At 42.7% G+C, this 24,725-nt stretch carries 21 protein-coding genes, 1 pseudogene and 1 riboswitch; of the genes and pseudogenes, 10 read left to right on the top strand and 12 right to left on the bottom strand.

What is annotated here, in order from left to right:
- Positions 1-113 precede the first annotated feature (113 nt).
- Entirely contained in the window at positions 114-1,280 is a 1,167-nt protein-coding gene (pncB, locus tag BSAG_RS00445) for a nicotinate phosphoribosyltransferase (protein WP_004316070.1), read from the top strand.
- Between the two features lies 1 nt (position 1,281).
- On the opposite strand, the gene BSAG_RS00450 is transcribed toward pncB, so the two are convergent.
- From BSAG_RS00450 to BSAG_RS00460, 3 genes are all read right to left on the bottom strand, one after another.
- Positions 1,282-1,596: a HigA family addiction module antitoxin gene (locus BSAG_RS00450; RefSeq protein ID WP_004308988.1), complete on the bottom strand. Its 315-nt coding sequence runs from the start codon at positions 1,594-1,596 to the stop codon at positions 1,282-1,284.
- Positions 1,597-1,603: 7 nt separating this feature from the next.
- Positions 1,604-1,921 (bottom strand): type II toxin-antitoxin system RelE/ParE family toxin, encoded by a 318-nt coding sequence (locus BSAG_RS00455; RefSeq protein WP_004308987.1) that lies wholly within the window; start codon positions 1,919-1,921, stop codon positions 1,604-1,606.
- A 238-nt stretch (positions 1,922-2,159) separates the two neighbouring features.
- Positions 2,160-2,483 carry a thioredoxin family protein gene (locus tag BSAG_RS00460; protein WP_004308986.1) on the bottom strand — a complete coding sequence of 108 codons (324 nt, stop codon included), beginning with the start codon at positions 2,481-2,483 and terminating at the stop codon, positions 2,160-2,162.
- 276 nt (positions 2,484-2,759) lie between these two features.
- Positions 2,760-2,964, top strand: a riboswitch (cobalamin riboswitch).
- Positions 2,965-3,095: 131 nt separating this feature from the next.
- Between BSAG_RS00460 and accC the strand changes: the two genes are divergently transcribed.
- Genes accC through BSAG_RS00475 form a run of 3 tightly spaced genes read left to right on the top strand, consistent with a single transcriptional unit; the run spans position 3,096 to position 6,698 of the window.
- Positions 3,096-4,610, top strand: coding sequence for an acetyl-CoA carboxylase biotin carboxylase subunit (gene accC / locus BSAG_RS00465; RefSeq protein ID WP_004316074.1), 1,515 nt, complete (start codon positions 3,096-3,098; stop codon positions 4,608-4,610).
- A gap of 23 nt (positions 4,611-4,633) precedes the next feature.
- Positions 4,634-5,143: an acetyl-CoA carboxylase biotin carboxyl carrier protein subunit gene (locus BSAG_RS00470; protein WP_004316076.1), complete on the top strand. Its 510-nt coding sequence runs from the start codon at positions 4,634-4,636 to the stop codon at positions 5,141-5,143.
- 19 nt (positions 5,144-5,162) lie between these two features.
- Positions 5,163-6,698: an acyl-CoA carboxylase subunit beta gene (locus BSAG_RS00475; protein WP_004316078.1), complete on the top strand. Its 1,536-nt coding sequence runs from the start codon at positions 5,163-5,165 to the stop codon at positions 6,696-6,698.
- Between the two features lie 606 nt (positions 6,699-7,304).
- Here the strand turns inward: BSAG_RS00475 and BSAG_RS00480 are convergent.
- The gene (locus BSAG_RS00480; RefSeq protein ID WP_008770778.1) at positions 7,305-8,399 is read right to left on the bottom strand and encodes an N-acetylmuramoyl-L-alanine amidase; all 1,095 of its coding nucleotides are present in this window, start codon (positions 8,397-8,399) and stop codon (positions 7,305-7,307) included.
- Positions 8,400-8,529: 130 nt separating this feature from the next.
- On the opposite strand from BSAG_RS00480, the gene BSAG_RS00485 reads away from it, so the two are divergent.
- Complete coding sequence (locus BSAG_RS00485; RefSeq protein ID WP_004306892.1) at positions 8,530-9,810, top strand: O-acetylhomoserine aminocarboxypropyltransferase/cysteine synthase family protein; 1,281 nt, start codon at positions 8,530-8,532, stop codon at positions 9,808-9,810.
- A gap of 171 nt (positions 9,811-9,981) precedes the next feature.
- On the top strand, positions 9,982-10,749 hold the full coding sequence (locus BSAG_RS00490; RefSeq protein WP_008019364.1) for an MBL fold metallo-hydrolase: 768 nt from the start codon (positions 9,982-9,984) through the stop codon (positions 10,747-10,749).
- 206 nt (positions 10,750-10,955) lie between these two features.
- Here the strand turns inward: BSAG_RS00490 and BSAG_RS00495 are convergent, their stop codons facing one another.
- The 5 genes from BSAG_RS00495 to BSAG_RS25860 form a co-directional block, all read right to left on the bottom strand.
- The gene (locus tag BSAG_RS00495; RefSeq protein WP_004296824.1) at positions 10,956-11,876 is read right to left on the bottom strand and encodes a hypothetical protein; all 921 of its coding nucleotides are present in this window, start codon (positions 11,874-11,876) and stop codon (positions 10,956-10,958) included.
- A 340-nt stretch (positions 11,877-12,216) separates the two neighbouring features.
- A complete protein-coding gene (locus BSAG_RS00500) occupies positions 12,217-12,759 on the bottom strand; it encodes a DUF4369 domain-containing protein (RefSeq protein WP_008997789.1) in 543 nt (180 codons plus the stop codon).
- Between the two features lie 84 nt (positions 12,760-12,843).
- Positions 12,844-13,710: a BT1926 family outer membrane beta-barrel protein gene (locus BSAG_RS00505; RefSeq protein ID WP_008026605.1), complete on the bottom strand. Its 867-nt coding sequence runs from the start codon at positions 13,708-13,710 to the stop codon at positions 12,844-12,846.
- A gap of 26 nt (positions 13,711-13,736) precedes the next feature.
- On the bottom strand, positions 13,737-16,340 hold the full coding sequence (locus BSAG_RS00510) for a hypothetical protein (protein WP_008770775.1): 2,604 nt from the start codon (positions 16,338-16,340) through the stop codon (positions 13,737-13,739).
- 403 nt (positions 16,341-16,743) lie between these two features.
- Positions 16,744-16,911, bottom strand: a complete 168-nt coding sequence (locus BSAG_RS25860; RefSeq protein WP_275952353.1) for a hypothetical protein — start codon at positions 16,909-16,911, stop codon at positions 16,744-16,746.
- Between the two features lie 314 nt (positions 16,912-17,225).
- On the opposite strand from BSAG_RS25860, the gene BSAG_RS00515 reads away from it, so the two are divergent.
- Both BSAG_RS00515 and BSAG_RS00520 read left to right on the top strand, forming a co-directional pair.
- Entirely contained in the window at positions 17,226-18,455 is a 1,230-nt protein-coding gene (locus BSAG_RS00515; protein WP_004316089.1) for a site-specific integrase, read from the top strand.
- A gap of 19 nt (positions 18,456-18,474) precedes the next feature.
- The gene (locus BSAG_RS00520; protein WP_004311260.1) at positions 18,475-19,686 is read left to right on the top strand and encodes a site-specific integrase; all 1,212 of its coding nucleotides are present in this window, start codon (positions 18,475-18,477) and stop codon (positions 19,684-19,686) included.
- A gap of 64 nt (positions 19,687-19,750) precedes the next feature.
- On the opposite strand, the gene BSAG_RS00525 is transcribed toward BSAG_RS00520, so the two are convergent.
- Both BSAG_RS00525 and BSAG_RS24690 read right to left on the bottom strand, forming a co-directional pair.
- Complete coding sequence (locus BSAG_RS00525) at positions 19,751-20,044, bottom strand: helix-turn-helix domain-containing protein (RefSeq protein ID WP_004311261.1); 294 nt, start codon at positions 20,042-20,044, stop codon at positions 19,751-19,753.
- 12 nt (positions 20,045-20,056) lie between these two features.
- Positions 20,057-20,260: a helix-turn-helix domain-containing protein gene (locus tag BSAG_RS24690; protein WP_032849094.1), complete on the bottom strand. Its 204-nt coding sequence runs from the start codon at positions 20,258-20,260 to the stop codon at positions 20,057-20,059.
- A gap of 301 nt (positions 20,261-20,561) precedes the next feature.
- Here BSAG_RS24690 and BSAG_RS24825 point away from each other — a divergent pair, with 301 nt between their 5' ends.
- Both BSAG_RS24825 and BSAG_RS00530 read left to right on the top strand, forming a co-directional pair.
- Positions 20,562-20,726, top strand: a complete 165-nt coding sequence (locus tag BSAG_RS24825) for a hypothetical protein (protein WP_005651720.1) — start codon at positions 20,562-20,564, stop codon at positions 20,724-20,726.
- 195 nt (positions 20,727-20,921) lie between these two features.
- Entirely contained in the window at positions 20,922-24,470 is a 3,549-nt protein-coding gene (locus tag BSAG_RS00530; RefSeq protein ID WP_004311263.1) for an Eco57I restriction-modification methylase domain-containing protein, read from the top strand.
- Here the strand turns inward: BSAG_RS00530 and BSAG_RS25855 are convergent.
- Positions 24,442-24,725 (bottom strand): annotated as a pseudogene (locus BSAG_RS25855) (DDE transposase); the annotation flags it as partial. The gene BSAG_RS00530 and the pseudogene BSAG_RS25855 overlap by 29 nt on opposite strands.

The following is a 24,725-nucleotide window of genomic DNA, read 5'->3' as shown; positions in this document are numbered from 1 at the left end:
GATAATCAGGTATAAATCGATCCCCAAAATGGAATAATTATCTGTCAGCAGGCTATTATTTCGTTCAACAAATACTAACTTTACAACGTTATTAATAGAAAAGAACGAACGTCATGATTGTTAAAACACTACTAGATACAGACCTCTATAAGTTTACCACCTCGTACGCTTATATCAAACAGTTTCCTTATGCAATGGGTACTTTTAGTTTCAATGACCGGAACGAAACAAAGTATACCGAAGCTTTTCTGGAAACACTCAAGGCAGAGATCAAGAATCTTAGTCAGTTGAGATTCACGGAAGAGGAGTTAGAATACATGACGAAGAATTGCAGATTTCTTCCGAGAGTCTACTGGGAGTGGTTGTCTTCTTTTCGTTTCGACCCGAATAAGATTGATATTCATCTGGATGAAGCCTGTCATCTCCACATCGAAGTGACTGACTTGCTTTATAAAGTGACTTTATATGAAGTACCTTTGCTCGCTATTGTTTCTGAAATCAAAAACCGGTTCTTCGGCCATGTAGCAGACATGAACGGGATTCTTTGCAAGCTGTCGGAGAAAATAGAGTTATCGAACCAACATCAGCTCCGCTTTTCAGAATTTGGCACACGGAGAAGATTCTCTATTGATGTGCAGGAAACAGTTATCAAAAGACTGAACGAGACAGCGCAATATTGCACTGGGACTTCCAACTGCAACTTCGCAATGAAATATGGAATGAAAATGATGGGGACTCACCCTCACGAATGGTTTATGTTTCATGGAGCACAGTTCGGATATAAACATGCCAATTATATGGCACTCGAAAACTGGGTGAATGTTTATGACGGTGATTTGGGTATCGCACTTTCCGATACATATACATCCGGCATCTTCCTTAGCAACCTTAGCCGTAAACAAGCTAAACTTTTCGACGGTGTGCGCTGCGATTCCGGCAATGAATTTGAATTTATCGACCGACTGGTTGCCCGCTACAAAGAGTTGGGAATCGATGCGACAACCAAAACCATCGTATTCAGCAATGCCCTCGACTTTACAAAAGCATTAGACATTCAAGAATACTGCAAAAACAAAATCCACTGCTCTTTCGGAATCGGCACCAATCTCACCAACGATACCGGGTTCGAACCTTCGAACATCGTGATGAAACTGACGCAATGCAAGATGAATGTCAATCAGGAGTGGAGGGAATGTATCAAACTGTCGGATGATGAAGGAAAACATACCGGCAGTCTTGAAGAAGTGCAGGCATGCCTGCATGAGTTGAGGTTGAACTAAATTATAACAATGTGGCACATATTTTCCGTAAGTTCTCCAAATGCGCTATAACATTCTTATCTTTTCGGGCAATCTGCATATTATATCTTGTCTGCATATTCATCAGCATTTCCGCATTTATATTGGTAGCAGCTTCAATCAATAAGGCAAAATCCGTAGATACAGGACGACGCCCATTCAATATATCATTCAACATCGTATAAGACACGCCTACCACTTCCGCAAATCGTTTCTGCGATATACCACGAGATTGTAATTCTTCTTTTATAATCTCTCCCGGATGCACCGGAATAAAAGAATACCCTAAGTTAGACATACTATTCTTATTTATAATGATTTGTTATGTCAATAATAGAACAAATAGTTATGATTGGTTCAGAGTCCGTAGTCGATATTTTAAATTCCAGTCGATATTGTTTATCAATCCGAATAGAGGAAATATCTTTTTTACTCCCTGTCAATACTTCATAATTCAACGAATTTAAAGGATAAAGCGCTTCTACATTCAATGCTTCAGCCAAAGTGACAATTCGCTTCACATAATTCCTTATTACTTGAGGTTGAAAACGATGCTTCTTATCGTTACATTTACCTTCATAATAAAGTTCTGAAAGATACTCCTTTTCAAACTCAATAACCATTTCTCTAATTATTACGACAGTACAAAGATAGTAGTTTTTCCAAGAATACACTAAAAAAGTGGATATAATGATAGCAGTTCTATCAAACTTAGTTAAAACCAAGAAGTATTAGATAAAAACTGCTATCACCTTATTAAAATAACTGTATCCAAACAGCACAGTATACATGTGCTTTCTTTATACTATCTGTGACAAAAGTGACAAAATCCATATCCGTGGAGTTAGATTAAAATCTTTTTCAGAATTTGAATCCTTTCACTGCTTTTTCCAATCTTTCCAAAGGTAATTCGCCGGATTGCCGCCAAAGCTGTTGCCCTTTTCTAAAAAGAATAAAGGTAGGAGTCGACTCCACCGTATAAAAATCAGTAAGGGCAGGCTCCTGGTCGATGTCCACTTCCACCACTTCCAATGTTCCTACCATCAGTTTCTTGAACTCTTCAACAACCGGTTTCATGCGCTGGCAGTGAGGACACCACGTTGCGTAAAACTCTGCCATTACCCAATCACCGTTAGCCAGCTTCTCCTGGTTTCTTTCTTCACGAGCTATTTTCTTTTCTTTCATAATGAATATCTCCTTTTAATTAATAACTATCAACCTAACAATATCAGGAGAAAGATGGTTTAGAAAAGAAGCAAGGTTACACACAAATTAAAGAATCAAACCCGTTTACATTTCCCCGACCAGCAATTAATATCCAGGCGAATCATCTCCGTACGATGAAAAGACTTCTCTGCATCATACTTTGCTCCTATCACTTTATCTTCCGGACTAAGGACAAGCATTGCACAAAATCGAAACTTTCGTGCAAAAAAGGAACATTCTATTCAATATTTATTTATCTTTGCCCCCCGAAATGGTTCAGAATCCGTATCCAACGGACGATGATTAATAGGGAACCGGGTGTAAATCCCGGACAGTCCCGCTGCTGTGAAACTCTGTTCAATGTCTTATAATTGAACTAATTTAACGCCACTGATGTTATTCGGGAAGGCAAATAAGACAAGAGTCAGTCAGAAGACCTGCCATTTTGTGTAAGACGCCCCTCTCCTCGTGGATTAGGAGAAAGAGTATCACTTGTTAAGCCCCAAATCAAAAAAATACTGTTTTTCGTCGGGTGGAGTATGTCCATTAGACGGGAAGACATTAATAAGTATGTACTTAATTGAAAAAAGTATGATAAAAAAAATCTTAGTAGCCAATCGCGGTGAAATTGCCGTAAGGGTGATGCGTTCCTGCCGGGAAATGGAGATAACGAGTATCGCTATCTTCTCCGAAGCAGACCGGACCGCGAAGCACGTGCTTTATGCAGACGAAGCTTATTGCGTAGGGCCGGCAGCATCCAAAGAGAGTTATCTGAATATAGAAAAAATCATCGAAGTGGCAAAAGCAGCTCATGCAGACGCCATCCATCCGGGTTACGGCTTCTTGTCCGAGAATGCCACATTCGCCCGTCGATGTCAGGAAGAAGGAATCATCTTTATCGGACCCAATCCGGAAACAATGGAAGCTATGGGAGATAAAATTGCTGCCCGTATCAAAATGATTGAGGCGGGAGTACCCGTAGTTCCCGGCACACAAGACAACCTGAAAAGCGTAGAAGAAGCCGTAGAGCTTTGCAATAAAATTGGCTATCCGGTGATGCTGAAGGCTTCTATGGGCGGTGGTGGAAAGGGTATGCGCCTCATCCACAGTGCCGAAGAAGTGGAAGAAGCATATACCACTGCCAAGAGCGAATCATTGTCTTCCTTTGGCGACGACACGGTTTATCTGGAGAAGTTCGTTGAAGAGCCTCATCACATCGAGTTCCAGATTCTTGGTGACAAGCATGGAAACGTCATTCATCTGTGCGAACGCGAATGTTCCGTGCAACGCCGTAACCAGAAAATCGTGGAAGAGACTCCTTCGGTTTTCGTCACTCCCGAACTGCGAAAAGACATGGGTGAAAAAGCGGTAGCGGCGGCTAAAGCTGTGAACTACATCGGTGCGGGTACTATCGAATTCCTTGTTGATAAACACCGCAACTATTATTTCCTTGAGATGAACACCCGCTTGCAGGTGGAACATCCAATTACGGAAGAAGTGATCGGAGTAGATTTGGTGAAAGAGCAAATTAAAGTTGCCGACGGACAAGCGCTTCAACTGAAACAAGAGAATATCCAGCAACGCGGGCACGCTATCGAATGTCGTATCTGTGCCGAAGACACTGAAATGAATTTCATGCCAAGTCCGGGTATCATCAAACAGATTACAGAGCCGAACAGTATCGGTGTGCGTATTGACAGTTATGTATACGAAGGATATGAAATTCCGATCTACTATGACCCGATGATCGGTAAACTGATTGTATGGGCTACCAATCGCGAATATGCGATTGAGCGGATGCGTCGTGTTCTCCACGAATATAAATTGACCGGAGTGAAAAACAACATCAGTTATCTGCGTGCCATCATGGATACTCCTGATTTTGTAGAAGGTCATTATGACACAGGATTCATCGCCAAGAACAGCGAGTTTCTGCAACAACGGATTACGCGCACCAGCGAATATTCCGAAAATATTGCCCTGATCGCTGCTTATATAGACTATTTGATGAATCTCGAAGAGAACAACAGCGGTATGGCTGCCGACAACCGCCCTATCAGCAAGTGGAAAGAGTTCGGATTGCATAAGGGTGTGTTGAGAATCTAAATTTTAACAAAGAGAATTCAATTATGGAAATTCATATAGGAAACCGTGTGGCCGAAGTAGAACTGGTCAGCAAGGAAGATAACAAGGTAGTGCTCACCATTGATGGAAAAACGTTTGAAGCAGACGTAGTGATGGCAGAAAACGGTACTTGCAACATATTGATGGACGGACGCAGTTCGAACGCACAGCTGATTCGCCGTGATAACGGAAAAAGCTATAAAGTGAATACGCATTATAGCAGTTTCAATGTAGAAATAGTGGACAGCCAGGCAAAATATCTGCGTATGCGCAAGAAAGGGGAAGAAGAACAGAATGACTGTATCATTTCTCCGATGCCGGGCAAAGTAGTGAAAATACCTGTTGCAGTCGGCCAGGAAATGAAGGCGGGAGACACCGCTATCGTTATTGAAGCCATGAAGATGCAGAGTAACTACAAAGTGACTTCAGACTGCCGCATTAAAGAAATTCTGGTTCAGGAAGGTGATAACATAACCGGCGACCAGACGTTAATAACATTAGAACCGATTGCATAATATAAGAACGGATTGCATTATGGAAGAAATGAATAAAGCATACGCCACGTTCGAGGAACGTGACCGCATCGCTTCTCTTGGTGGAGGCGTTGATAAAATAGAGAAGCAACACGAAAGCGGAAAAATGACTGCTCGCGAACGTATTGAGATGTTGCTCGACAAAGGTACTTTCGTTGAACTGGATAAATTGATGGTTCACCGTTGTACGAACTATGGCATGGATAAAAACAAAATTCCGGGAGACGGCATCGTTTCAGGTTACGGAAAGGTAGACGGTCGCCAGGTATTTGTTTACGCTTATGACTTTACCGTATATGGCGGCTCACTGTCTGCTTCCAATGCCAAAAAGATTGTGAAAGTACAACAACTTGCGTTGAAGAACGGTGCCCCGATTATCGCTCTGAATGATTCGGGCGGCGCACGTATTCAGGAAGGTATCGAAAGCCTTTCCGGTTATGCGGATATTTTCTATCAGAACACAATGGCCAGCGGTGTGATTCCACAGATTTCGGCCATCCTGGGTCCTTGTGCCGGAGGCGCTTGCTACTCTCCTGCCCTTACCGATTTCATCTTTATGGTGAAAGAAAAAAGTCACATGTTCGTGACTGGTCCGGATGTAGTAAAAACCGTGATTCATGAAGAAGTAAGCAAAGAAGAGCTGGGTGGCGCAATGACACATAGCAGCAAGAGCGGTGTGACGCATTTTATGTGCAACTCCGAAGAAGAACTGTTGATGAGTATCCGTGAACTGTTGTCTTTCTTACCGCAGAATAATATGGATGAAGCCAGGAAACAACCTTGCGCCGACGAAACCAACCGCGAAGACGCTTTTCTGGATACAATCGTTCCGGCAGATCCGAACGTACCATATGATATGAAAGACATTATCGAACGCGTGATAGACAACGGTTATTTCTTCGAAGTCATGCCGAACTTTGCAAAGAATATCATCATCGGCTTTGCCCGCATGGCAGGTCGTTCGGTAGGTATCGTAGCCAATCAGCCGGCTTATCTTGCCGGCGTTCTTGACATCGACGCCAGCGACAAAGCAAGTCGTTTTATCCGTTTTTGCGACTGTTTCAATATTCCGTTGATTACATTCGAAGATGTTCCGGGATTCCTTCCGGGATATACGCAGGAGAACAACGGTATCATCCGTCACGGCGCAAAAATAGTTTATGCGTTCGCAGAAGCTACTGTTCCCAAACTGACTGTTATTACCCGCAAAGCTTACGGCGGCGCTTATATCGTAATGAACTCCAAGCAGACAGGAGCTGATGTGAACTTCGCATATCCCAGCGCAGAAATTGCAGTGATGGGTGCAGACGGTGCAATCAACATTCTGTTCCGCAAAGCTGACGAAGCAACAAAGGCTAAGGAACTGGAAGCCTACAAAGAAAAGTTTGCTACTCCGTATCAAGCTGCCGAACTGGGATATATTGACGAAATCATTTATCCGAGACAGACTCGCAAACGTCTGATTCAGGCACTAGAAATGACGGAAAACAAAATGCAGACAAATCCGCCCAAGAAGCACGGTAATATGCCTTTATAACAACTAGATAAGGTGTGCATAAAGCACCCTCCCATCAAGACGGGCTTACATAGATTCTACGATATACTTTAGAATCTTTGTAAGCCCTCTTTTTATGAGTAAGTCTTTTTATATACACAAAAAAAACGGCACCTCGATTCACATCGCAGCACCGTCACAACACAAACACAAAATAAAACACGACAAAACTACTATGCAATCTTCCTGTCATGCCGGGGAGGCATACCTTGCTTGACTTATCTATATTCGCATACACACAAGAAGCTTTATCAGGCGATTTGCACAATAAATAACATACACTTCCGGATTTTGTTCACAGGATTGATAAGATTTTATTCAATAATATGATAAGAAAATGAAATAACGTGCTCTTTAACGAATTCAAGAGAAACGAAAAAAAACGGCACCCCGATTCACATCGCAGCACCGTCACAACACAAACACAAAATAAAACACGACAAAACTACTATGCAATCTTCCTGTTATGCCGGGGAGGCATATTCACTAGCCTATATATATTCGCATACCTACAAGTAGCCATCAGGCGATTTGCATATATAAAACATTCAGATTTTTATTTTGTTCACGAAAGGAGAAGCAAAAATGTTATTTCTTCTCCTTGTAATCTTTCAGGAAGCCTTCCATCAGCCATTTTGCGAGTGCCTGACGATTGGAATTTATCACCAACCGACGCTGATCGAACGTATTCTGGATATTGCCCAACTCCACAAAAACGGAAGCGGGAGTGGTATGGGAAAGCACATATAAGTTGCGCCCGCTCACTGTGCCGGAAAAACCCCGATTAGGCTGATGCTTATCATATTTTGACTCAAACGTATCTTTCATATTATTCGCCAGTCGTTTGCTGTCTCCTTTTTTATTCGAATAATAGAAAAAGACATCCGTTTGTTTTCCCTTACTACGACTATCGATATGAATAAAAATCGCCCTGCAATAAGAATGATTCTTACGATCTTTCCGGTAAAGGGCGTTTATTTTATCACAACGTTGCTGAAGGCGTTGCACTTGATTTAAAGGAATTGCATCCCCCATACAAGTCTCACGTTTACTGTTCGACAGATACGAATCATCACGAATACCATCTTTGGCATCTTGAATGATGATATGCACTTCGGCTCCTTCCTGCATCAGGTTACGTGCCAGACGGAGTGCAATATCATAAGCGTATTCATCTTCATGCAGTTCGTATCTACCCACTTTTCCAATAGCTCCCGGATCGGGACCTCCGTGTCCGCTGACCACATAGAAACAAGCACCGGCAAGACGGTTGGAAGTGACTTTCACATTAGCCAGTTGCTTTCCAAACAGAGGTTCGTTGATGGTGGTTCCTATTTTTGTCGATTTAGCTTTTGAAGATGGTTGCTTTGTCCCGGCGCTTTCGGAAGTTGTGTTCTTGGCACCCGTATTTTTGACAGGAGTAGTCTTGGCAGAAGTAGTTGTCGATTTCTTTACCGGAGGAATAACATAAGTCACGCCTACTTTAAGCACATTATTCTTTCCCAGCTTCTGCTTATTCAACTCTATAAAATCGTCGTAATACTTCTTCGGAGAACGGTTGTGCCTCAACAGAAAAGAAGAGATGCCCTCACCCGCCTTCGGAGTTGCCTTCTGCTGCGCCCAAAGAGTTGTGCCCGAAAAAAGAAAAGCTAAGAATAAAAGAATATAGAGTTTATTTTTCATAACTACATTAACTATCTCCTTCGCAAGAGTTATCATTTCACTCATAAACAGGGCAAAAATACAATTATTTTCCCTACTTTTGCAGCATTAAAACATTTTTTGAAATAAAACATAAAAAACCGATAACATTATGGCAAAACAATTCAAACCGGAAACCCTGTGTGTACAGGCTGGATGGACGCCTAAAAAAGGCGAACCACGCGTATTGCCCATCTATCAAAGTACAACTTTCAAATACGATACCAGCGAGCAGATGGCCCGCCTGTTCGATTTGGAAGACAGTGGTTACTTTTATACCCGCCTGCAAAATCCAACGAATGACGCCGTTGCCGCCAAAATCGCCGCTCTTGAAGGTGGTGTAGCCGCTATGCTGACTTCCAGCGGTCAGGCAGCCAACTTCTATGCCATTTTTAATATCTGCCAGGCAGGAGATCACTTCGTTTGTTCTTCCGCTATTTATGGAGGTACGTTCAACTTGTTCGGAGTGACGATGAAGAAACTAGGCATCGATGTGACTTTCGTAAATCCGGATGCCAGTGAAGAAGAAATTTCTGCAGCTTTCAAACCGAACACAAAGGCTTTGTTTGGCGAAACAATTTCCAATCCTTCTTTGGAAGTGCTGGATATTGAAAAATTCGCACGTATCGCACACAGTCACGGGGTCCCCTTGATTGTTGACAACACCTTCCCTACTCCTATCAACTGTCGCCCGTTTGAATGGGGAGCTGACATCGTAGTTCATTCTACTACCAAATATATGGACGGACACGCTACAAGCGTAGGTGGCTGTATCGTAGATAGCGGTAATTTTGACTGGGATGCTCACGCAGAAAAATTCCCGGGACTTTGTACTCCGGACGAGTCTTACCACGGGCTGACTTACACGAAAGCATTTGGCAAAGGTGCCTATATCACCAAAGCAACCGCGCAACTGATGCGTGACCTCGGCAGCATCCAAAGCCCGCAAAACTCTTTCTTATTGAATCTGGGACTTGAGACACTGCACCTGCGTATGCCTCAACACTGCCGTAACGCACAGAAAGTGGCCGAATATCTTTCTAAAAATGAGAAAGTAGCTTGGGTAAACTATTGTGGTCTGCCGGACAACAAATATTACAGCCTGGCACAGAAATATATGCCGAACGGTTCTTGCGGAGTTATCTCTTTCGGTCTGAAAGGCGGACGTGATGTGTCTATCAAGTTTATGGATTCACTGGAATTCATCGCTATCGTTACTCACGTAGCCGATGCACGCAGTTGCGTGCTCCATCCGGCAAGCCATACTCACCGCCAGTTGACGGATGAGCAACTAATGGAAGCCGGTGTACGTCCGGACCTGATCCGCCTATCGGTAGGTATCGAAAATGCGGATGATATCATTGCTGATATCGAACAGGCTTTGAACGCATAACAATACCGTAAAGGTATCAAATACTAAGAGAAGGAACGGGAATGAAAGATTTTCCGTGCCTTTTTATTTTCACACAAAAAGAATATTAATTTCGAAGAAAATCATTTCAAATGTGAACCGATAAATCCTCCCGGATGTTTATCTTTGCAGGGAACCAAATTCTGTAGAGATATGAAAAGGAATCTATTAGTAGCATTCGTATTATGCCTTTCTTACGGATTTTCTTATTCCCATTCGTTTGATAAACCAATTAATCAGACAGCAAAGATGTCAAACTTTGAAATGGATTCGTTTACCACCAAGAATGGTAAAAGCTTGAAAATCACTTTCTTCAAACATGCCAGCTTATTACTGGACTATGCAGGACAAAAAATATTCATTGATCCTGTTTCCGATTATGCCGACTATATACAACAGCCGAAGGCGGATTTCATTCTGATTACGCATGAACATGGCGACCATTTCGATACCAAAGCAATAGCAGCTATCGAAACAAACCAGACCAAAATTATAGCTAATCCTAATTGCCGGAAAATGCTGAATAGAGGACAAGAGATGAAGAACGGTGATGTGCTTCAACTCGCCAAAGATATCAAACTGGAAGCCGTACCCGCCTATAATACGACTCCCGGCAGGGATAAATTTCATCCTAAAGGACGTGACAACGGATATATTCTGACTTTAGGAGGAACTCGTATTTATATTGCCGGAGATACGGAGGATATTCCGGAACTAAACCAGGTGAAAGATATTGATATCGCTTTTCTGCCGGTTAACCAACCATATACCATGACACCGGAACAAGCGATACGGGCAGCCAAAATCATCAAGCCACGTGTTTTGTACCCTTATCATTACGGAGAAACAGATATCCATAAAGTAAAAGACGGATTGAAAAATGAGACAGGCACAGAAGTACGTATCCGGGCTTTGCAATAAGATATACGTAAATAATCAGAAAGCGGCTGAAAATATATTCACCTGAATATCCGAAAGGACCTTGAATAAAGTGCACCCCAAAAGTTAGATCTAAAAATTTTGGAGTGCACTTTAATATCTCAATAAGAATGATTTTCGCTTCAAGGGCTTCCCAAACATTCAGTCCCTTATAAAGAGCTTTTCCTTTTTTAATCAGTTACTTCCAATCACACAGCCTCGGCAGACAAACTGGAAATCACTGTATCCACCCAATATACAACTGTTCTATCCGCCGGCAAAACTCCTTCCAGATAAGGTGAATCGGATACCTCCTCCAACCATGCCGTAGTAATCGGTCCTCTTTCTCTTGTAGAACTTTGAGTTCCTAAATACGGACTAAAATTAAAAAACGTGTGTTGTTGCTCTACATTATTTTTATCTATATATGTAAAGACAAAAGCCTTTTTCTGTTTTCCACCCAATGAAGCCCACTCTATCTGGTATGTTCCTTCAACAAGAATTTGCTCATCCTCTGTCTTATAAATGAATTTCCCTCCTGTTCCTTCTTCAGATAAATGATATACATCATCCGGCCGCAAAATACAGATATCTCCTTTATTTATAAAAGAATAAGGAGCCATTGCCACATTTACTTTTTCCTGCAACTCGCTTTCCGAATCCAATGACAACATATCTTCACTGGGTCTGGAAACCTGAAATTCAGGTTGGTCGACGCACATAAATGTCAATACGCCATAAGAAACAGTCACAGGCAGGGTGACATAATTACCATCCTTATCAGTAACGGTAACCGTTACTTTCCCTTTTTTACCATGCGAACTAAGCCATAATCGGTTGTCGATGACTGTTGCTGTCACAATTGTTTCATCGGAACTTTGTGCAGAGTAGCCACCTTTTCCATTGGCTATCCCGATATTCTCCGCTTCCCATCCGTTAAGATACAAGACTGTAGAAGAAACAGTGTTTGTACAAGTTCCTGTTTCGTCAACCAGTTCGGAACCACTAAATAAGATAATCTCTGCATCATCTTGACAGGCTGATACACAAAAAGCCATAACAGAAAGAAGAAAGAAGCCTAATAAAGTTTTTGTTTTCATATTTTCAGTGGTATGGTTAAATCCCGGCATATGCCATTGTTTTGCAAAGATATAAAGTATTTGTAAAAAACACTATCTTTGTATGAAAAGTTACCAATAGTACAGATCCACTAGATTCTTCCATACAGTGTAAGTTATATGAGATATACAACAAAAGGTCATTGAAAAGGACGTTCCCGGGGGAAAAAGGGAATGGGAAATACGGGAACGTCCTCAAAACATAACAATACAGAAATATGGACTTTCACAAGGGCGCATTTCTGTCTCTCTTATGCAACATTCCCTTCTATAAAAATATGGAGGAAATATCTGGAGAGGATATCATTATGTGGGAAATTTAGTTTATAGTCTTAAAAGCAATCTGATTGCATCAAAGTGATGAACGATAGGCAGTCCGAATATATTCTCCTACTGCATTGTCATCATTGATTTCTATGTATTTTTTCAATAAATCCGCAAATCCGAATTTTATCTGTTCCGTTTGCTTGTTCTCGCAGGCTGTAGAATATTCATCAACAGCCATGAGAAAATCCTGCATTCGTTCATTCAGCATTGTTCCTCCTGTACAAACCACATCGGAAATATAGGCTTGGATACTACCATTTTCTATGACAACAGGGAGGCGGTATTCCAGTCCCGATTTGCCGGCACGAATAGAAAGCACTTTTACTACGGGCGACACAATAGTCACCGTATCGGAAAAATCAAACTTTCCGTGGATTATTTCTGCACTATCTACCGGCTGCCCGCTCGAAACATCTTTCATATAAACCATTTTTCCTTCGAATTCGGGCAAAGGTGCACTGCCGTTAATCTCGTAACCTTTTATCTGATGCCCGGTGCAAGCCACTATCAGACATATTCCCGGAAGAAAAGATAAAAGTTTCACATATCTGTTCATTAAGCTCTTCATTCTTCTTTAAAAAAGAAAAGCCGTCCGCACTATCAGCAGAACGGCTTTCTCTTTTCATTCATACATTTGTATAATCATTCATCCTTAGAATCTGAATCCCAGTTTCACTACAGGCATTTCAAATATTTTGATATTGTGGTGACTGGCGTTATATTTATCAAATCCTTTCGGGCAAATCTGTATCAAGTCATAGCGGTAAGCCAGAGGGTGCATTTCGAAACCGAAAACAAAACCTTTGGCAATGCTATACTCAATACCTGCTACGGCAGCTACTTTGAAACCGTACATCTGACCGGCTTTACTTCCGGAAACATAGACCTGTGACGGAAGTTCTTCCGAGTCGTCACTATCCTTGTAGGTGTCTCCGGTGTATGGTTCGGTCGTTTCAATGCGTGCCATCTGGAAGCCGAGTGCGCCTCCGAGATATGGATGAATACGTTCGTTGCGAGTCTTGAAATAGTAGTTGGAACCGACAGATACATACCAGTTGTTGGTCATCTGCGCATTGATATAACTTTGCGCAGGGATAATCATGTCAGGTACACTGTTGTCTCCTTCTACATAGTCTTTCTTAGGAGTGAGGCTGACGTTCATGCTGAACTGGAAATTTACATCCCAATTGTCAGACACAAAATACTTACCTTCAATTCCGGCTATATTGACCAGACTATTATTATTCAGACTCCCGATGTTCAGATAGCGGTTCAGATCGCCGGAGTTATCCTTCCCTCCATTGGGAAGTCCGACTACTCCTCCGTCATTGGAGAACTTGGGAAGCAGATAAGAAGTGTTCTCGTTAAAAAACTTTCCGCTACCAAGCAGGACTGAAACCTGCCACTGTCCTTTCTTCGGGGCAAACGACGCATCATCACTGCTGCTGTAACGCTGCGCCATTGAAGGCGCAGCTGTCATACAGGTCAGCAAAAGTAATGTGCATAGTTTTTTTATCATCTTGTTACTTTTACGTAGTTAGGGAATTATTTCAAGAAGATAGCAAGAAGTGCTTTCAATTGAGCGCTTGCAGCATCATAGTCTGCCTTGGCAGCATCATATTCAGCCTGTTTTACTTTGATCTTTTCCTGGATATTTGCAAATGTATCCTTGATATAATCATTATCAGTATAAGTACCTTCGGCCAACTTTTCTAAATTTCTTTCAGCAGTAGCCAAAGCTGCTTTTTTATCAAGAAGGCCAGTAACAGCTTTTAAATATTCAGCATTAATAGCTTCTTTGATTTCCTCCAAAGTCATATCTTTATAATCATCGCCCAACTCATCAAGGCTAGCAATATATTCAGAAATTGTAGACTCAATCTTATCTTTTATAGCATCTTTATAGTCATAATCCTCACTAACTTTCTTTATATTTGCCTCTACTTCCTTAAATACTTTATCATAAGCAGTTTTAGCATCAGCCAAAGCAGTCTCTGCTTTCGTTACATTTGCAGCCAATTCTGTTTTTTTCTTATCCAGCGTAGTTTGTTCTTTAGCTTTTTGAGCAGTAAACTCTGCTTTCAAAGCTTTATAGGTATCAGCCTGGTTTATCACAGCCGTCAGACGTGCAGCTTCTGCCGTAGCATAAATAGAGATACCAAGAGTTCCATAGTCACCATTTTGCAATTCTGTTGCCAGTCTATTGCCATCAACTTCCTTAAGAACCATATCAGCTGACACAGCAACCCTTCTAGGTTCATTACCACGATTAAAGTTATCACCAAACACTTTTGTTGAAGCTTTTTTCCATGAGTCATATGGAACATCACCAGCAGATGCTCCAAGTTCAAGAAGCTTGTTTGCATCAGCTTGTTCTATTTTATTAGCTTTTGTCACAGCACCGGCTGTCCATTCTATTAAATTTAATTCTAACCCTACAATTGACTTGAAGTTTGCCAAAGGATTGGCTATTATCCAAGCAGAAATTGCTTTTTTAGTATTGGTAGAAGCCTCTGTTGCTTCTGCTTTTGTACTTTTAAGCTCTTTATCCAAAGCATCCTGATAGTATTCAGCCAAGGCAGTAGCTAATTTACTGATATTAGCATCCTGTGTTCTAGCAGCATCGCCCAGTTTATTATAAGCAGCTATTGCAGTTTCGACAGCTTTTTTTGAAGCATTTATATCAATAGCTTCAACTTCAATATATTTATCGCGAGCTTTCTCCCATGCCTTATAGTCAGCATCGTAAGTTTCATTCGCTTTTGTTGCTTCAGCATCTGCTTTCACGACTTCAAGTTTAGACCATGCAAGATCTTCTAAATCAATCCCTTGAGTAGCTGCATCAATAAGTTTATTCCAGCCATCAATCTGTTCTTGCGCCTTAGTAACTAGTACAGTTTTTGCATAGCTGAATTCACCTGTTGATTTATTATAGCCAGCTACTCCACCAGAAATACCATCAAAAGCATCATTCAAGCCTTTAAGAATGCTCTGATCTGCTTTCTTAGAATAAGCAGAAGCTACATTAGTAGTAGTATTAACTTTATCAAGAGCACCCGTAGCATCGGCTAATTTTTTCTCTGCAGTAGTTTTGTTCTTTTCTAAGTTAGGATTAGCAACTTTTAATTCTTCTTTTTTAAGTTCATATTGTCGTTTCTGAACATCCAATGTTGCCATTTCATCCTTCAGCTTTTTAACCTCTGTTTCCCAATCAGCTAATGTAGTATATTCATTATCCAAAATAGCCTTATATCCATCAGCTGTTTTTTGTGCTATATTCAAATTGGATTCAGCGATTTCCACAGCATTCTTCAATTTAGCCTCGATGTTTCCATCAGCTACCCAATTAGGATAGTCCGCCAACTGTTCCTGAAGTTTCTTCAAGCTGCCTTCTGCATATCCGTTATTTGCATTATCCGGATTTTGTGTAATTACATAATATGTAATATACTTTTCATCAGTACCAGTAGTAGTTGTTGTTCCAGCTCCTTCGCCAACACTTGTCTGTGAACTTGTTGATTTAGATACAAGTCTTTGTTCAGTCTCAACTTCTGTCGTTGAATATCCATACATAGCCTTATCCATAGCTATCTTAGCATAAGCAACTTTTGCCTCTACAACATTTAAACGTAATTGTTCTTCATCTGTCAGCAACAACTTGGAAGCTTCAATCTGTTCCATAGCTTGCTTGTAAGCTTCCTGTGCTTTAGCAGTGGCAGTTTCGGCAAGAAGCATTTTTTCCTTATACTGCTCAACAATCAATGCCTTTTCATTTTCCCACTTAGTTTTGTCAGCTTCCGCTTTTGCAATGGCAGCTTCCGCTTCTGCTTTTGCTTGTGCAGTAGCAGCTTCTTCCTTTTCAATCAGGAGTTGCTTCAACTGAATATCCAGTTCATGCAACTGCAAATCAATTTCTGCAGATTTATTCTGAAGTGCCAAACCTGCATTAACTAACTCTTGCTCTGCAACCTGTGCTTTTCTCAATTCAGCCTCTACAAGCTCAACTGCAGCTTGAGCTTTGATAAAATCAGACTTTGCTCCCCTAAGTTCTGCAATGCCTTCCGGTTCATCGGTATCAATACATCCCGTGAATGTCGCCGTCGTACCTGCCATGAGCAAGGTTGCGACTAAATACGTCCATTTTCTCATAAAAGTAAATTAAATGTTATATAATTAATAAATAAAAAATTTGTTTGTACTAATTCATGATTTATTTCGCTTCACTCCCCCTCTTCCCGTTACTTTGTAGGTAACGGGAAAACCCTTGTGCCTGCTCTTTTAGAGTAGTCTATACTAGAAAATAATACGATATATGACGAATCTTCTTACCCCTGCTTATGAGAAAAAGTAGAGGGGCGGGAAATCTATTGCAAAATTTAGACGTTAACAAAGCTCTAAGACAAAGAATCCACGTGTTCTTCTGTGTTTATTCCTATTTTGAATAGTTTATTAGAAAAAATGTACGATTTTGTTTGGATGTTTTAAGAAATATGCTCATATTTGCAGCGTCTTTTCTTCCCGTTACCTACAAAGTAACAGCACTATCAATCAGCTACTTGCCACAAACATAGCTCCTTTTCAGCGAAGATAGAATCGTCACATTCGCTTCATCTATTTTCTTATTCTTAAAAGGTTTTAGATAAGTCTCTGTGACGATAATGGATGAATGTCCCATCGCCTCTGAAATAATGCCTGGATGTATCTCGCAATAATATGCCATTGTAGCCCAAGTATGCCGAGTACAGTAAGTAATATTTAGAAATGCAATAAAAAACAGAATGACGATAATTAAACGTAAAACGTTTATAATTAAGCATTTTGCGAGAATTGCAGAACAGACAGACCTGCAAAAGAAAACAAAATATTGCGACGTTTCAGTTACCAGACTGTTAGCCGCCTGTTTCGGAAACGACGGCAGGTAACCGAATTTTTACCGATAAGAACAAAGCGGATTTGTATTCACTGTTTCTCAATGTTTTGCATGCCAAAGGACGCTTTTCAAAGGAGTATTTTTACAACCTAAAAAAGAGCGTTATGAAAGTGGAAAAATTCAAGGTGCTGCTCTACCTGAAAAAGAGCGAGCCGGACAAGACCGGCAAAGCCCCGATCATGGGACGGAGCACCCTCAACCGCACGATGGCGCAGTTCAGCTGCAAGCTCTCCTGCACCCCCGGGCTGTGGAACGCGCGTGAGAGCCGGCTGAACGGCAAGAGCCGGGAAGCGGTGGAGACCAATGAAAAAATAGAAAGACTGCTGCTTGCCGTACACTCGGCCTTCAATTCCCTCATGGAAAGAAAAAGGGATTTCGATGCCGCCGCGGTCAGGGACATGTTCCAGGGCAATGCGGGCATGCAGATGACCCTGCTCAAACTTCTCGACCGGCATAACGGGGAAATGAAGGCCCGTGTCGGTGTGGACCGTGCGCCCACCACACTCTCGACCTACCTCTTCACCTACCGCACGCTTTCCGAATTCATCAAGGCGAAATTCAAGGTTCCGGACCTTGTCTTCGGGCAGCTCAACGAGCAGTTCATCCGCGACTATCAGGATTTCATCCTTCTGGAAAAGGGATATGCCGTGGACACGCTTCGCGGCTACCTGGCCATCTTGAAAAAGATCTGCCGCATCGCCTACAAGGAGGGCCACTCGGAGAAATACCATTTCTGCCACTTCAAGCTGCCCAAGCAGAAGGAGACAACACCGAAAGCAATCAGCCGTGAGAATTTCGAGAAGCTGCGTGATCTGGAGATACCGGAAAAACGCAGGTCACATGTCATCACCCGGGACCTCTTCCTCTTCGCCTGTTACACCGGCACCGCCTATGCCGATGCGGTAAGCATCACCCGGAAGAACCTCTTCCGGGATGACGAGGGCAGCCTCTGGCTGAAATACCAGCGAAAGAAAACCGACTACCTCGGACGTGTCAAGCTGCTTCCGGAAGCCGTCGCGTTGATTGAGAAATACCGGGACGATACCCGCGAGACTCTTTTCCCGCCGCAGGACTACCACACGCTCAGGGCCAATATGAAATCCCTGCGCCTGATGGCAGGGCTGAGCCAGGACCTTGTCTACCACATGGGACGGCATTCTTTCGCCTCGCTGGTCACGCTCGAGGAGGGAGTGCCGATAGAGACCATCTGCAAAATGCTGGGACACTCCAACATAAAGACCACCCAGATATACGCGCGCGTAACCCCGAAGAAGCTGTTCGAGGACATGGACAGGTTCGTCGAGGCAACCCGCGATTTGAAACTTATCCTTTAATCCCTAAACAATCATTATCATGCGCAGTACATTCAAGCTCTTATTCTACATCAACCGTAACAAGGTGAAATCGGACGGCACGACCGCCGTCCTCTGCCGGATCAGCATCGACGGAAAGAAATCGGCAGTCACGACAGGCGTCTATTGCAAACCCGGGGACTGGGACAGCAAGAAGTGTGAAATCAAAACAGCCAGGGAGAACAACCGCCTTGCCGCCTTCCGCAGCCGGTTGGAAGAGGCGTACGGGAACCTGCTGAGGAACCAGGGAGTGGTCACGGCCGAACTGCTCAAGACCACCGTGTCAGGCGCCAATTCCGTACCGGAATACCTCCTGCAGGCCGGAGAGGTGGAACGCGAACGGCTCAGGGTCCGCTCCAAGGAGATCAACTCCACTTCCACCTACCGCCAGTCGAAGACCACCCAGCTCAACCTCAGGCAGTTCATCGAATCCCGCGGGATGAAGGACATCGCCTTTTCGGACATCACCGAGGAGTTCGCCGAATCGTTCAAGGTCTTTCTCAAGAAGGAGCTGGGACACAGGAACGGACACGTGAACCACTGCCTGTGCTGGCTCAACCGGCTCATCTACATCGCCGTGGACCGGGAAATACTAAGAGCCAATCCGATAGAGGACGTGGCATACGAGAGGAAAGAAACACCTAAACTAAGGCATATCAGCCGCAGTGAACTGAAGCGGATGATGGAAACCCCGCTGCCCGACCCGATGATGGAGCTGGCACGCAGGACGTTCATCTTCTCCTCGCTGACCGGTCTGGCCTACGCGGATACGAGGGCTCTCCATCCCCGTCACATCGGAACGACTTCGGAAGGAAGAAGGTATATCCGCATCCGCCGCGCCAAAACGGACGTGGAGGCGTTCATCCCGCTGCATCCCATAGCCGGACAGATACTGGAGCTTTACAACACCACGGATGACGACAGGCCGGTATTCCCGCTGCCGGTCCGCGACGTCCTCTGGTATGAGGTACATGGAATGGGCGTGGCATTAGGCATGAAAGAGAACCTGTCCTACCACATGGCCCGGCATTCGTTCGGGACCCTGACACTGACCGCAGGTATTCCGATAGAGAGCATCGCCAGGATGATGGGCCACACGAACATCGACAGCACGCAGGTCTACGCCCAGGTCACCGACCGGAAGATATCCTCGGACATGAACCGGCTGATGGAAAGAAGAAAGCCCGCGGCCGGCAAGGAAGCCGCAGGCTAAATAAAAACTGCCGCCGGAATCGTAAATGCAATTCCGGCGACAATCCTTAAACTTAAATACGATATTATACCAATGCAGGGTGATAGTTCTCCTCCAGCAGCCTCTCGATGTCCGACTGCCTGTACAGGATCTTCCCGCCAAGCTGGATATAGGGAATCCGTCCTTGGTCCCTGTAATCCTGCAGGCACCTGCGGCTGATCTTCAACATCCCGGAAAGCTCCCTGTCGGTCAGGAACCGTTCCCCGTTGAAGGGAGGACGGTTGTCACGGGCAAGACGTTCCACTTTTTTCTCCATGTCGTCCAGCAGGGCAAAGAACCTGCGGACACGTTCGTTCTCCTTGTCGATAATGCCTTCCATCTCTTCCGCTCTTTAAAGGTTTCCGTTCTTCCTTCTTTCTCTCACCTCCTTCTCCTTGCGTCTGATGCCGACGTAGACCATCAACTTCTCCACATCCCCGGGCTTGTAATAGAACTTGCGCTGGAGGCGGGTGAACGCCAGCCGTCCGGTATCGCGGAGAGTCTGCAGGGTACGCGGCGAGATGTCAAGGCGCAGGCAGACATCCTGGCCGTCCAGTCACTCTCCGGGTTCCTTACAGCGGTTTCTCTCATACAATCTGTCCACACGTGCGGACAGGTTCTCGGCGCGCGCCAGCATCCTCTCAAGGACACCGGCCTCGATGTAGCATATTTCCATATTTTCAACTCGTTTAAATATCAGTGCGAGTATAAGGGAAGAAACCATGAGAGGCAAGCACGACCGGCACACTGGCAGGAATAGTCATGGATAGTCGGTTTTTGTCATATGGGAAGGAAAAAGAAAGCCGAAGCAGGTCTGGATCCACTACCCCCTTTGGGTATGTGAAAGGAACGTTGTGGTGAAAGAAAAAACTCCTTTTCACACATGGATGAGGCAATGCCGGAAGTCCGGCAATAAAAAATGTGGCTTCTCTATCCGGGTAAATGCCATGATTACAGACTTCTTCCTGTTCCTATACCATCAGGTCGGTTACCTTCAGGTTAACAACTTATCCAACCTGTGATAGATCCGGATGTGAAAAGATTACTTTGGCTGGCTATTACAATATAATAAGTAGAATCATGTCAAATCTACTGCTGCTATTGTTTGTTGATAATGGCTGGCAGTAGAACAAACTTTCGTTAAACCAATACGTTCATTCTTTATTATCAAGTTTTTAGACTACCTTTGTATTTTATTAACTCATTTACCAAACATTATGGGACTACTCAAACCGAATCAAGTTTTGAACAAAGCATATAGACAGGTTGCGATTGAAACAACAGATTTTGACTTATTCAAAAATGCCCTTCGCACATTGAGAGACAATATTGTGGATGGGCAAAGAGAACACACGCAAAAAGAACATTTACGTAATTTTCTGAGTGAAACGTTCTACAAGCCATACTACATGGCTCCCGAAGAAGATATTGATTTGGCTATCCGATTGGATAAAACTATCAAGTCCAATATAGGGTTATTGATTGAAGTAAAGAGTACCACCAACAAAGGTGAGATGATTTCTAATGACAATCTTAATCGTAAGGCTTTGCAGGAATTATTGCTATACTATCTTAAAGAACGTGTCAATAAGAAGAACAATGATATTAAATATCTCATCGCTACTAATATTCATGAATTCTTTATTTTTGATGCCCATGAGTTTGAACGCAAATTCTATCAGAACAAACAATTACGTCGTGAGTTTCAAGACTTTGTGGATGGACGCAAAACCAGTAACAAAACCGATTTCTTCTATACTGAAATTGCAACAACCTATATTGAGGAGGTGAAAGATAGCCTTGAATACACTTACTTCAACTTACAAGACTATCAACACCTGCTTGATAGAACAGACAGTAGCGCTTCACGCAAACTTATCGAACTTTATAAGATATTCAGCGATACACATCTTTTGAAGCTATCGTTCCAAAATGACAGCAATTCGCTCAACCGTGGATTCTACACTGAGCTGCTACACATTATTGGTATTGAGGAACGCAAAGAGAATAATAAAACCGTGATTGTACGCAAAGCTGTGGAACGGCGTGACGAGGCTTCATTACTAGAGAATACTATTAACCAACTGGATGCAGAAGATTGTTTGCGTCACATAAATGGTCGTTTGTATGGGAATGATTATGAGGAACGGTTATTCAATGTTGCAATGGAATTGTGTATTACTTGGATGAATCGTATCCTTTTCTTGAAACTGTTGGAGGCTCAGATGTTGAAATACCACAATGGAGATGCAATCTATAAATTTCTTTCAATAACTAAGATTCATGACTATGATGATCTCAACACACTCTTTTTCCAAGTGCTTGCACGTGACATGGGCAGCCGCACACACTCCATTATGCGTGATTTTGCTTACGTTCCCTATCTTAACAGTTCTCTTTTCGAGGTGACAGATTTGGAAAGTAAAACAATTAAGATAAACAGCCTTTCACAACGTACGGTACTTCCTGTCTTGGCGAGTAGCGTATTACGAAATAAAAAACGCAATCTACAAGTCAACGCATTACCCACCCTGCAATATTTGTTTGCTTTTCTCGACGCTTATAACTTTGCGAGCGAAGGCAGTGAAGAAGTGCAAGAAGAGGCTAAAACACTCATCAATGCTTCTGTTTTAGGGCTTATATTCGAGAAAATAAATGGTCACAAGGATGGTTCAGTATTCACTCCAGGCTTTATCACTATGTTCATGTGCCGTGAAGCAATCACCAAGACCGTGTTGCAAAAGTTTAATGGTTATTATGGCTGGAATTGTACCACCCGTATAGAACTATACAACCATATTGACAATATAGTCGAAGCTAATGAACTAATTAACAGTTTGCGACTGTGTGATCCAGCTGTTGGTTCGGGTCACTTTCTTGTGTCTGCTCTCAATGAACTGATACTCTTGAAATACGAATTAGGTATTTTGGTAGATGCTACCGGTAAGCGTATCCGCAAAGCGGACTATCAACTTGCCATTGAAAATGACGAGCTGATTGTTACCGATACCGAAGGTAATTTATTTGCTTACAACCCACTCAATGCGGAAAGTCGCCGCATGCAGGAAACTCTTTTCAAGGAGAAGCGTCAAATCATTGAGAACTGTTTATTTGGCGTTGATATTAACCCCAACTCTGTGAAGATTTGCCGCCTACGACTGTGGATTGAATTGTTGAAGAATGCTTACTATACGGCTGAAAGTAATTACACTTATTTAGAAACCTTACCAAATATCGACATTAACATCAAATGTGGAAATTCTTTGCTTCACCGATTCGCTTTGACAGACAGTATTCAGACCGTACTGCGAGAGTCTAGTATCAGCATCAGCCAATATAAGGAGGCTGTAGCTAAATATAAAAATGCCCAAAGTAAAAGCGAAAAGCAGGATTTGGAAACGTTTATAACAGAAATCAAGTCGAAACTGAAAACAGAGATCAACCGCCGGGATGCACGATTGGTTAGATTGAACAAACGCCGCTCTGAGTTGGCAAACTTACAAGCGCCTCAACTGTTTGAACCGACAAAAAAGGAAAAGAAAGCGTCGGACAAGCGCATTGCCGATTTAAAGAAAGAAATTGCGACTTTAGAAAATATATTTGAGGAAATACGCTCCAACAAAATTTATCTTGGTGCATTCGAATGGCGTATAGAGTTTCCAGAAGTACTCGATGCCGAAGGCAACTTCTTGGGATTTGACTGTATCATTGGCAATCCACCTTACATTCAGTTACAATCTATGGGTAAGAGTGCCGATGTATTAGAATGCATGGGTTACATAACTTATGCACGCACTGGTGATATTTACTGCCTCTTCTATGAGTTGGGTATGAACCTGCTTACTCCCAATGGTTTTCTTTGCTATATCACGTCTAATAAATGGATGCGTGCAGGGTATGGTGAAGCCTTGCGAGGTTATTTCGCAAGCAAGACCAATCCTATTATGTTGGTAGATTTTGCAGGTATAAAAATATTCGATGCAATAACGGTAGAAGCAAATATTCTTTTATCTCAAAAAGCAGCAAATATTTTTAACACACAAGCTTGTTTGGTACAAGATTCGAATGGCTTGAATAATTTGAGCGATTTCGTGCAGCAACAAGGCGTGAAGTGTAACTTTGCAGATTCTATCCCATGGGTGATATTGTCTCCCATTGAACAGAGCATCAAGCAGAAGATTGAGTCTGTGGGAATACCCTTGAAGGATTGGAACATCCAAATCAACTATGGGATAAAAACTGGTTTCAATGATGCTTTTATCATTTCTACCGAAAAGCGTGATGAGATACTAGCGAATTGTCAAACAGAAGATGAACGTGTTCGGACGGCTGAACTTATACGACCGATTCTTCGTGGCAGGGATATCAAGAGATATGAATATGAATGGGCGGACTTGTGGATTATAGCCACATTTCCTTCGCGGCATTATGATATAGAAAGTTATCCTGCGGTGAAAAATTATCTTCTGTCAATTGGCATAGAGCGTTTAGAACAAACAGGAGAAACTCATATTGTTAATGGCAAAAAAATAAAAGCCCGAAAGAAAACTAGTAACGAGTGGTTTGAAACACAAGATAGCATCAGTTATTGGGAGGATTTTTCTAAGCCAAAAATTGTATGGAAAATAATCGGAAACCAAATGGCTTTTGCATATGATGCCAACAATTATGTAATGAACAATGCCTGTTATATTATGACAGGCGATCATTTGGATTATCTGTTGGCAGTATTGAATTTTCCAATAACTGAAGTAACCTTCGTGTAATCATACGAGTCTGTGATTTCCTGCGTTTACGCAGTTTGCTATAAGCAAGATAGGCACGGCGTACATCAAGATACTTGTTACGGGGACGTTGTATGTGCAAGGTCTGGCAATGTTTGCACAGATGACGATGAAGCCATACAATACCTTCCCATAAGAGTTTGGTATCAGTAGGAAAACGCAGATGACTTTCATAACAGGTGGCATCGGTCATACAGACATGAAGGTTCTCAAGATAAGGTTTCCAATGCTCGGCAA

The organism is Bacteroides sp. D1 (assembly GCF_000157095.2).
Lineage (GTDB): Bacteria > Bacteroidota > Bacteroidia > Bacteroidales > Bacteroidaceae > Bacteroides > Bacteroides xylanisolvens.
This window is presented reverse-complemented; position numbering and strand designations above follow the sequence as displayed.

Coding starts and splice junctions, on each gene's coding strand:
- pncB (WP_004316070.1), top strand. CDS start 114: ATGATTGTTAAAACACTACTAGATACAGACCTCTATAAGTTTACCACC.
- BSAG_RS00450 (WP_004308988.1), bottom strand. CDS start 1,596: ATGTCTAACTTAGGGTATTCTTTTATTCCGGTGCATCCGGGAGAGATT.
- BSAG_RS00455 (WP_004308987.1), bottom strand. CDS start 1,921: ATGGTTATTGAGTTTGAAAAGGAGTATCTTTCAGAACTTTATTATGAA.
- BSAG_RS00460 (WP_004308986.1), bottom strand. CDS start 2,483: ATGAAAGAAAAGAAAATAGCTCGTGAAGAAAGAAACCAGGAGAAGCTG.
- accC (WP_004316074.1), top strand. CDS start 3,096: ATGATAAAAAAAATCTTAGTAGCCAATCGCGGTGAAATTGCCGTAAGG.
- BSAG_RS00470 (WP_004316076.1), top strand. CDS start 4,634: ATGGAAATTCATATAGGAAACCGTGTGGCCGAAGTAGAACTGGTCAGC.
- BSAG_RS00475 (WP_004316078.1), top strand. CDS start 5,163: ATGGAAGAAATGAATAAAGCATACGCCACGTTCGAGGAACGTGACCGC.
- BSAG_RS00480 (WP_008770778.1), bottom strand. CDS start 8,399: ATGAAAAATAAACTCTATATTCTTTTATTCTTAGCTTTTCTTTTTTCG.
- BSAG_RS00485 (WP_004306892.1), top strand. CDS start 8,530: ATGGCAAAACAATTCAAACCGGAAACCCTGTGTGTACAGGCTGGATGG.
- BSAG_RS00490 (WP_008019364.1), top strand. CDS start 9,982: ATGAAAAGGAATCTATTAGTAGCATTCGTATTATGCCTTTCTTACGGA.
- BSAG_RS00495 (WP_004296824.1), bottom strand. CDS start 11,876: ATGCCGGGATTTAACCATACCACTGAAAATATGAAAACAAAAACTTTA.
- BSAG_RS00500 (WP_008997789.1), bottom strand. CDS start 12,759: ATGAAGAGCTTAATGAACAGATATGTGAAACTTTTATCTTTTCTTCCG.
- BSAG_RS00505 (WP_008026605.1), bottom strand. CDS start 13,710: ATGATAAAAAAACTATGCACATTACTTTTGCTGACCTGTATGACAGCT.
- BSAG_RS00510 (WP_008770775.1), bottom strand. CDS start 16,340: ATGAGAAAATGGACGTATTTAGTCGCAACCTTGCTCATGGCAGGTACG.
- BSAG_RS25860 (WP_275952353.1), bottom strand. CDS start 16,911: ATGGCATATTATTGCGAGATACATCCAGGCATTATTTCAGAGGCGATG.
- BSAG_RS00515 (WP_004316089.1), top strand. CDS start 17,226: ATGAAAGTGGAAAAATTCAAGGTGCTGCTCTACCTGAAAAAGAGCGAG.
- BSAG_RS00520 (WP_004311260.1), top strand. CDS start 18,475: ATGCGCAGTACATTCAAGCTCTTATTCTACATCAACCGTAACAAGGTG.
- BSAG_RS00525 (WP_004311261.1), bottom strand. CDS start 20,044: ATGGAAGGCATTATCGACAAGGAGAACGAACGTGTCCGCAGGTTCTTT.
- BSAG_RS00530 (WP_004311263.1), top strand. CDS start 20,922: ATGGGACTACTCAAACCGAATCAAGTTTTGAACAAAGCATATAGACAG.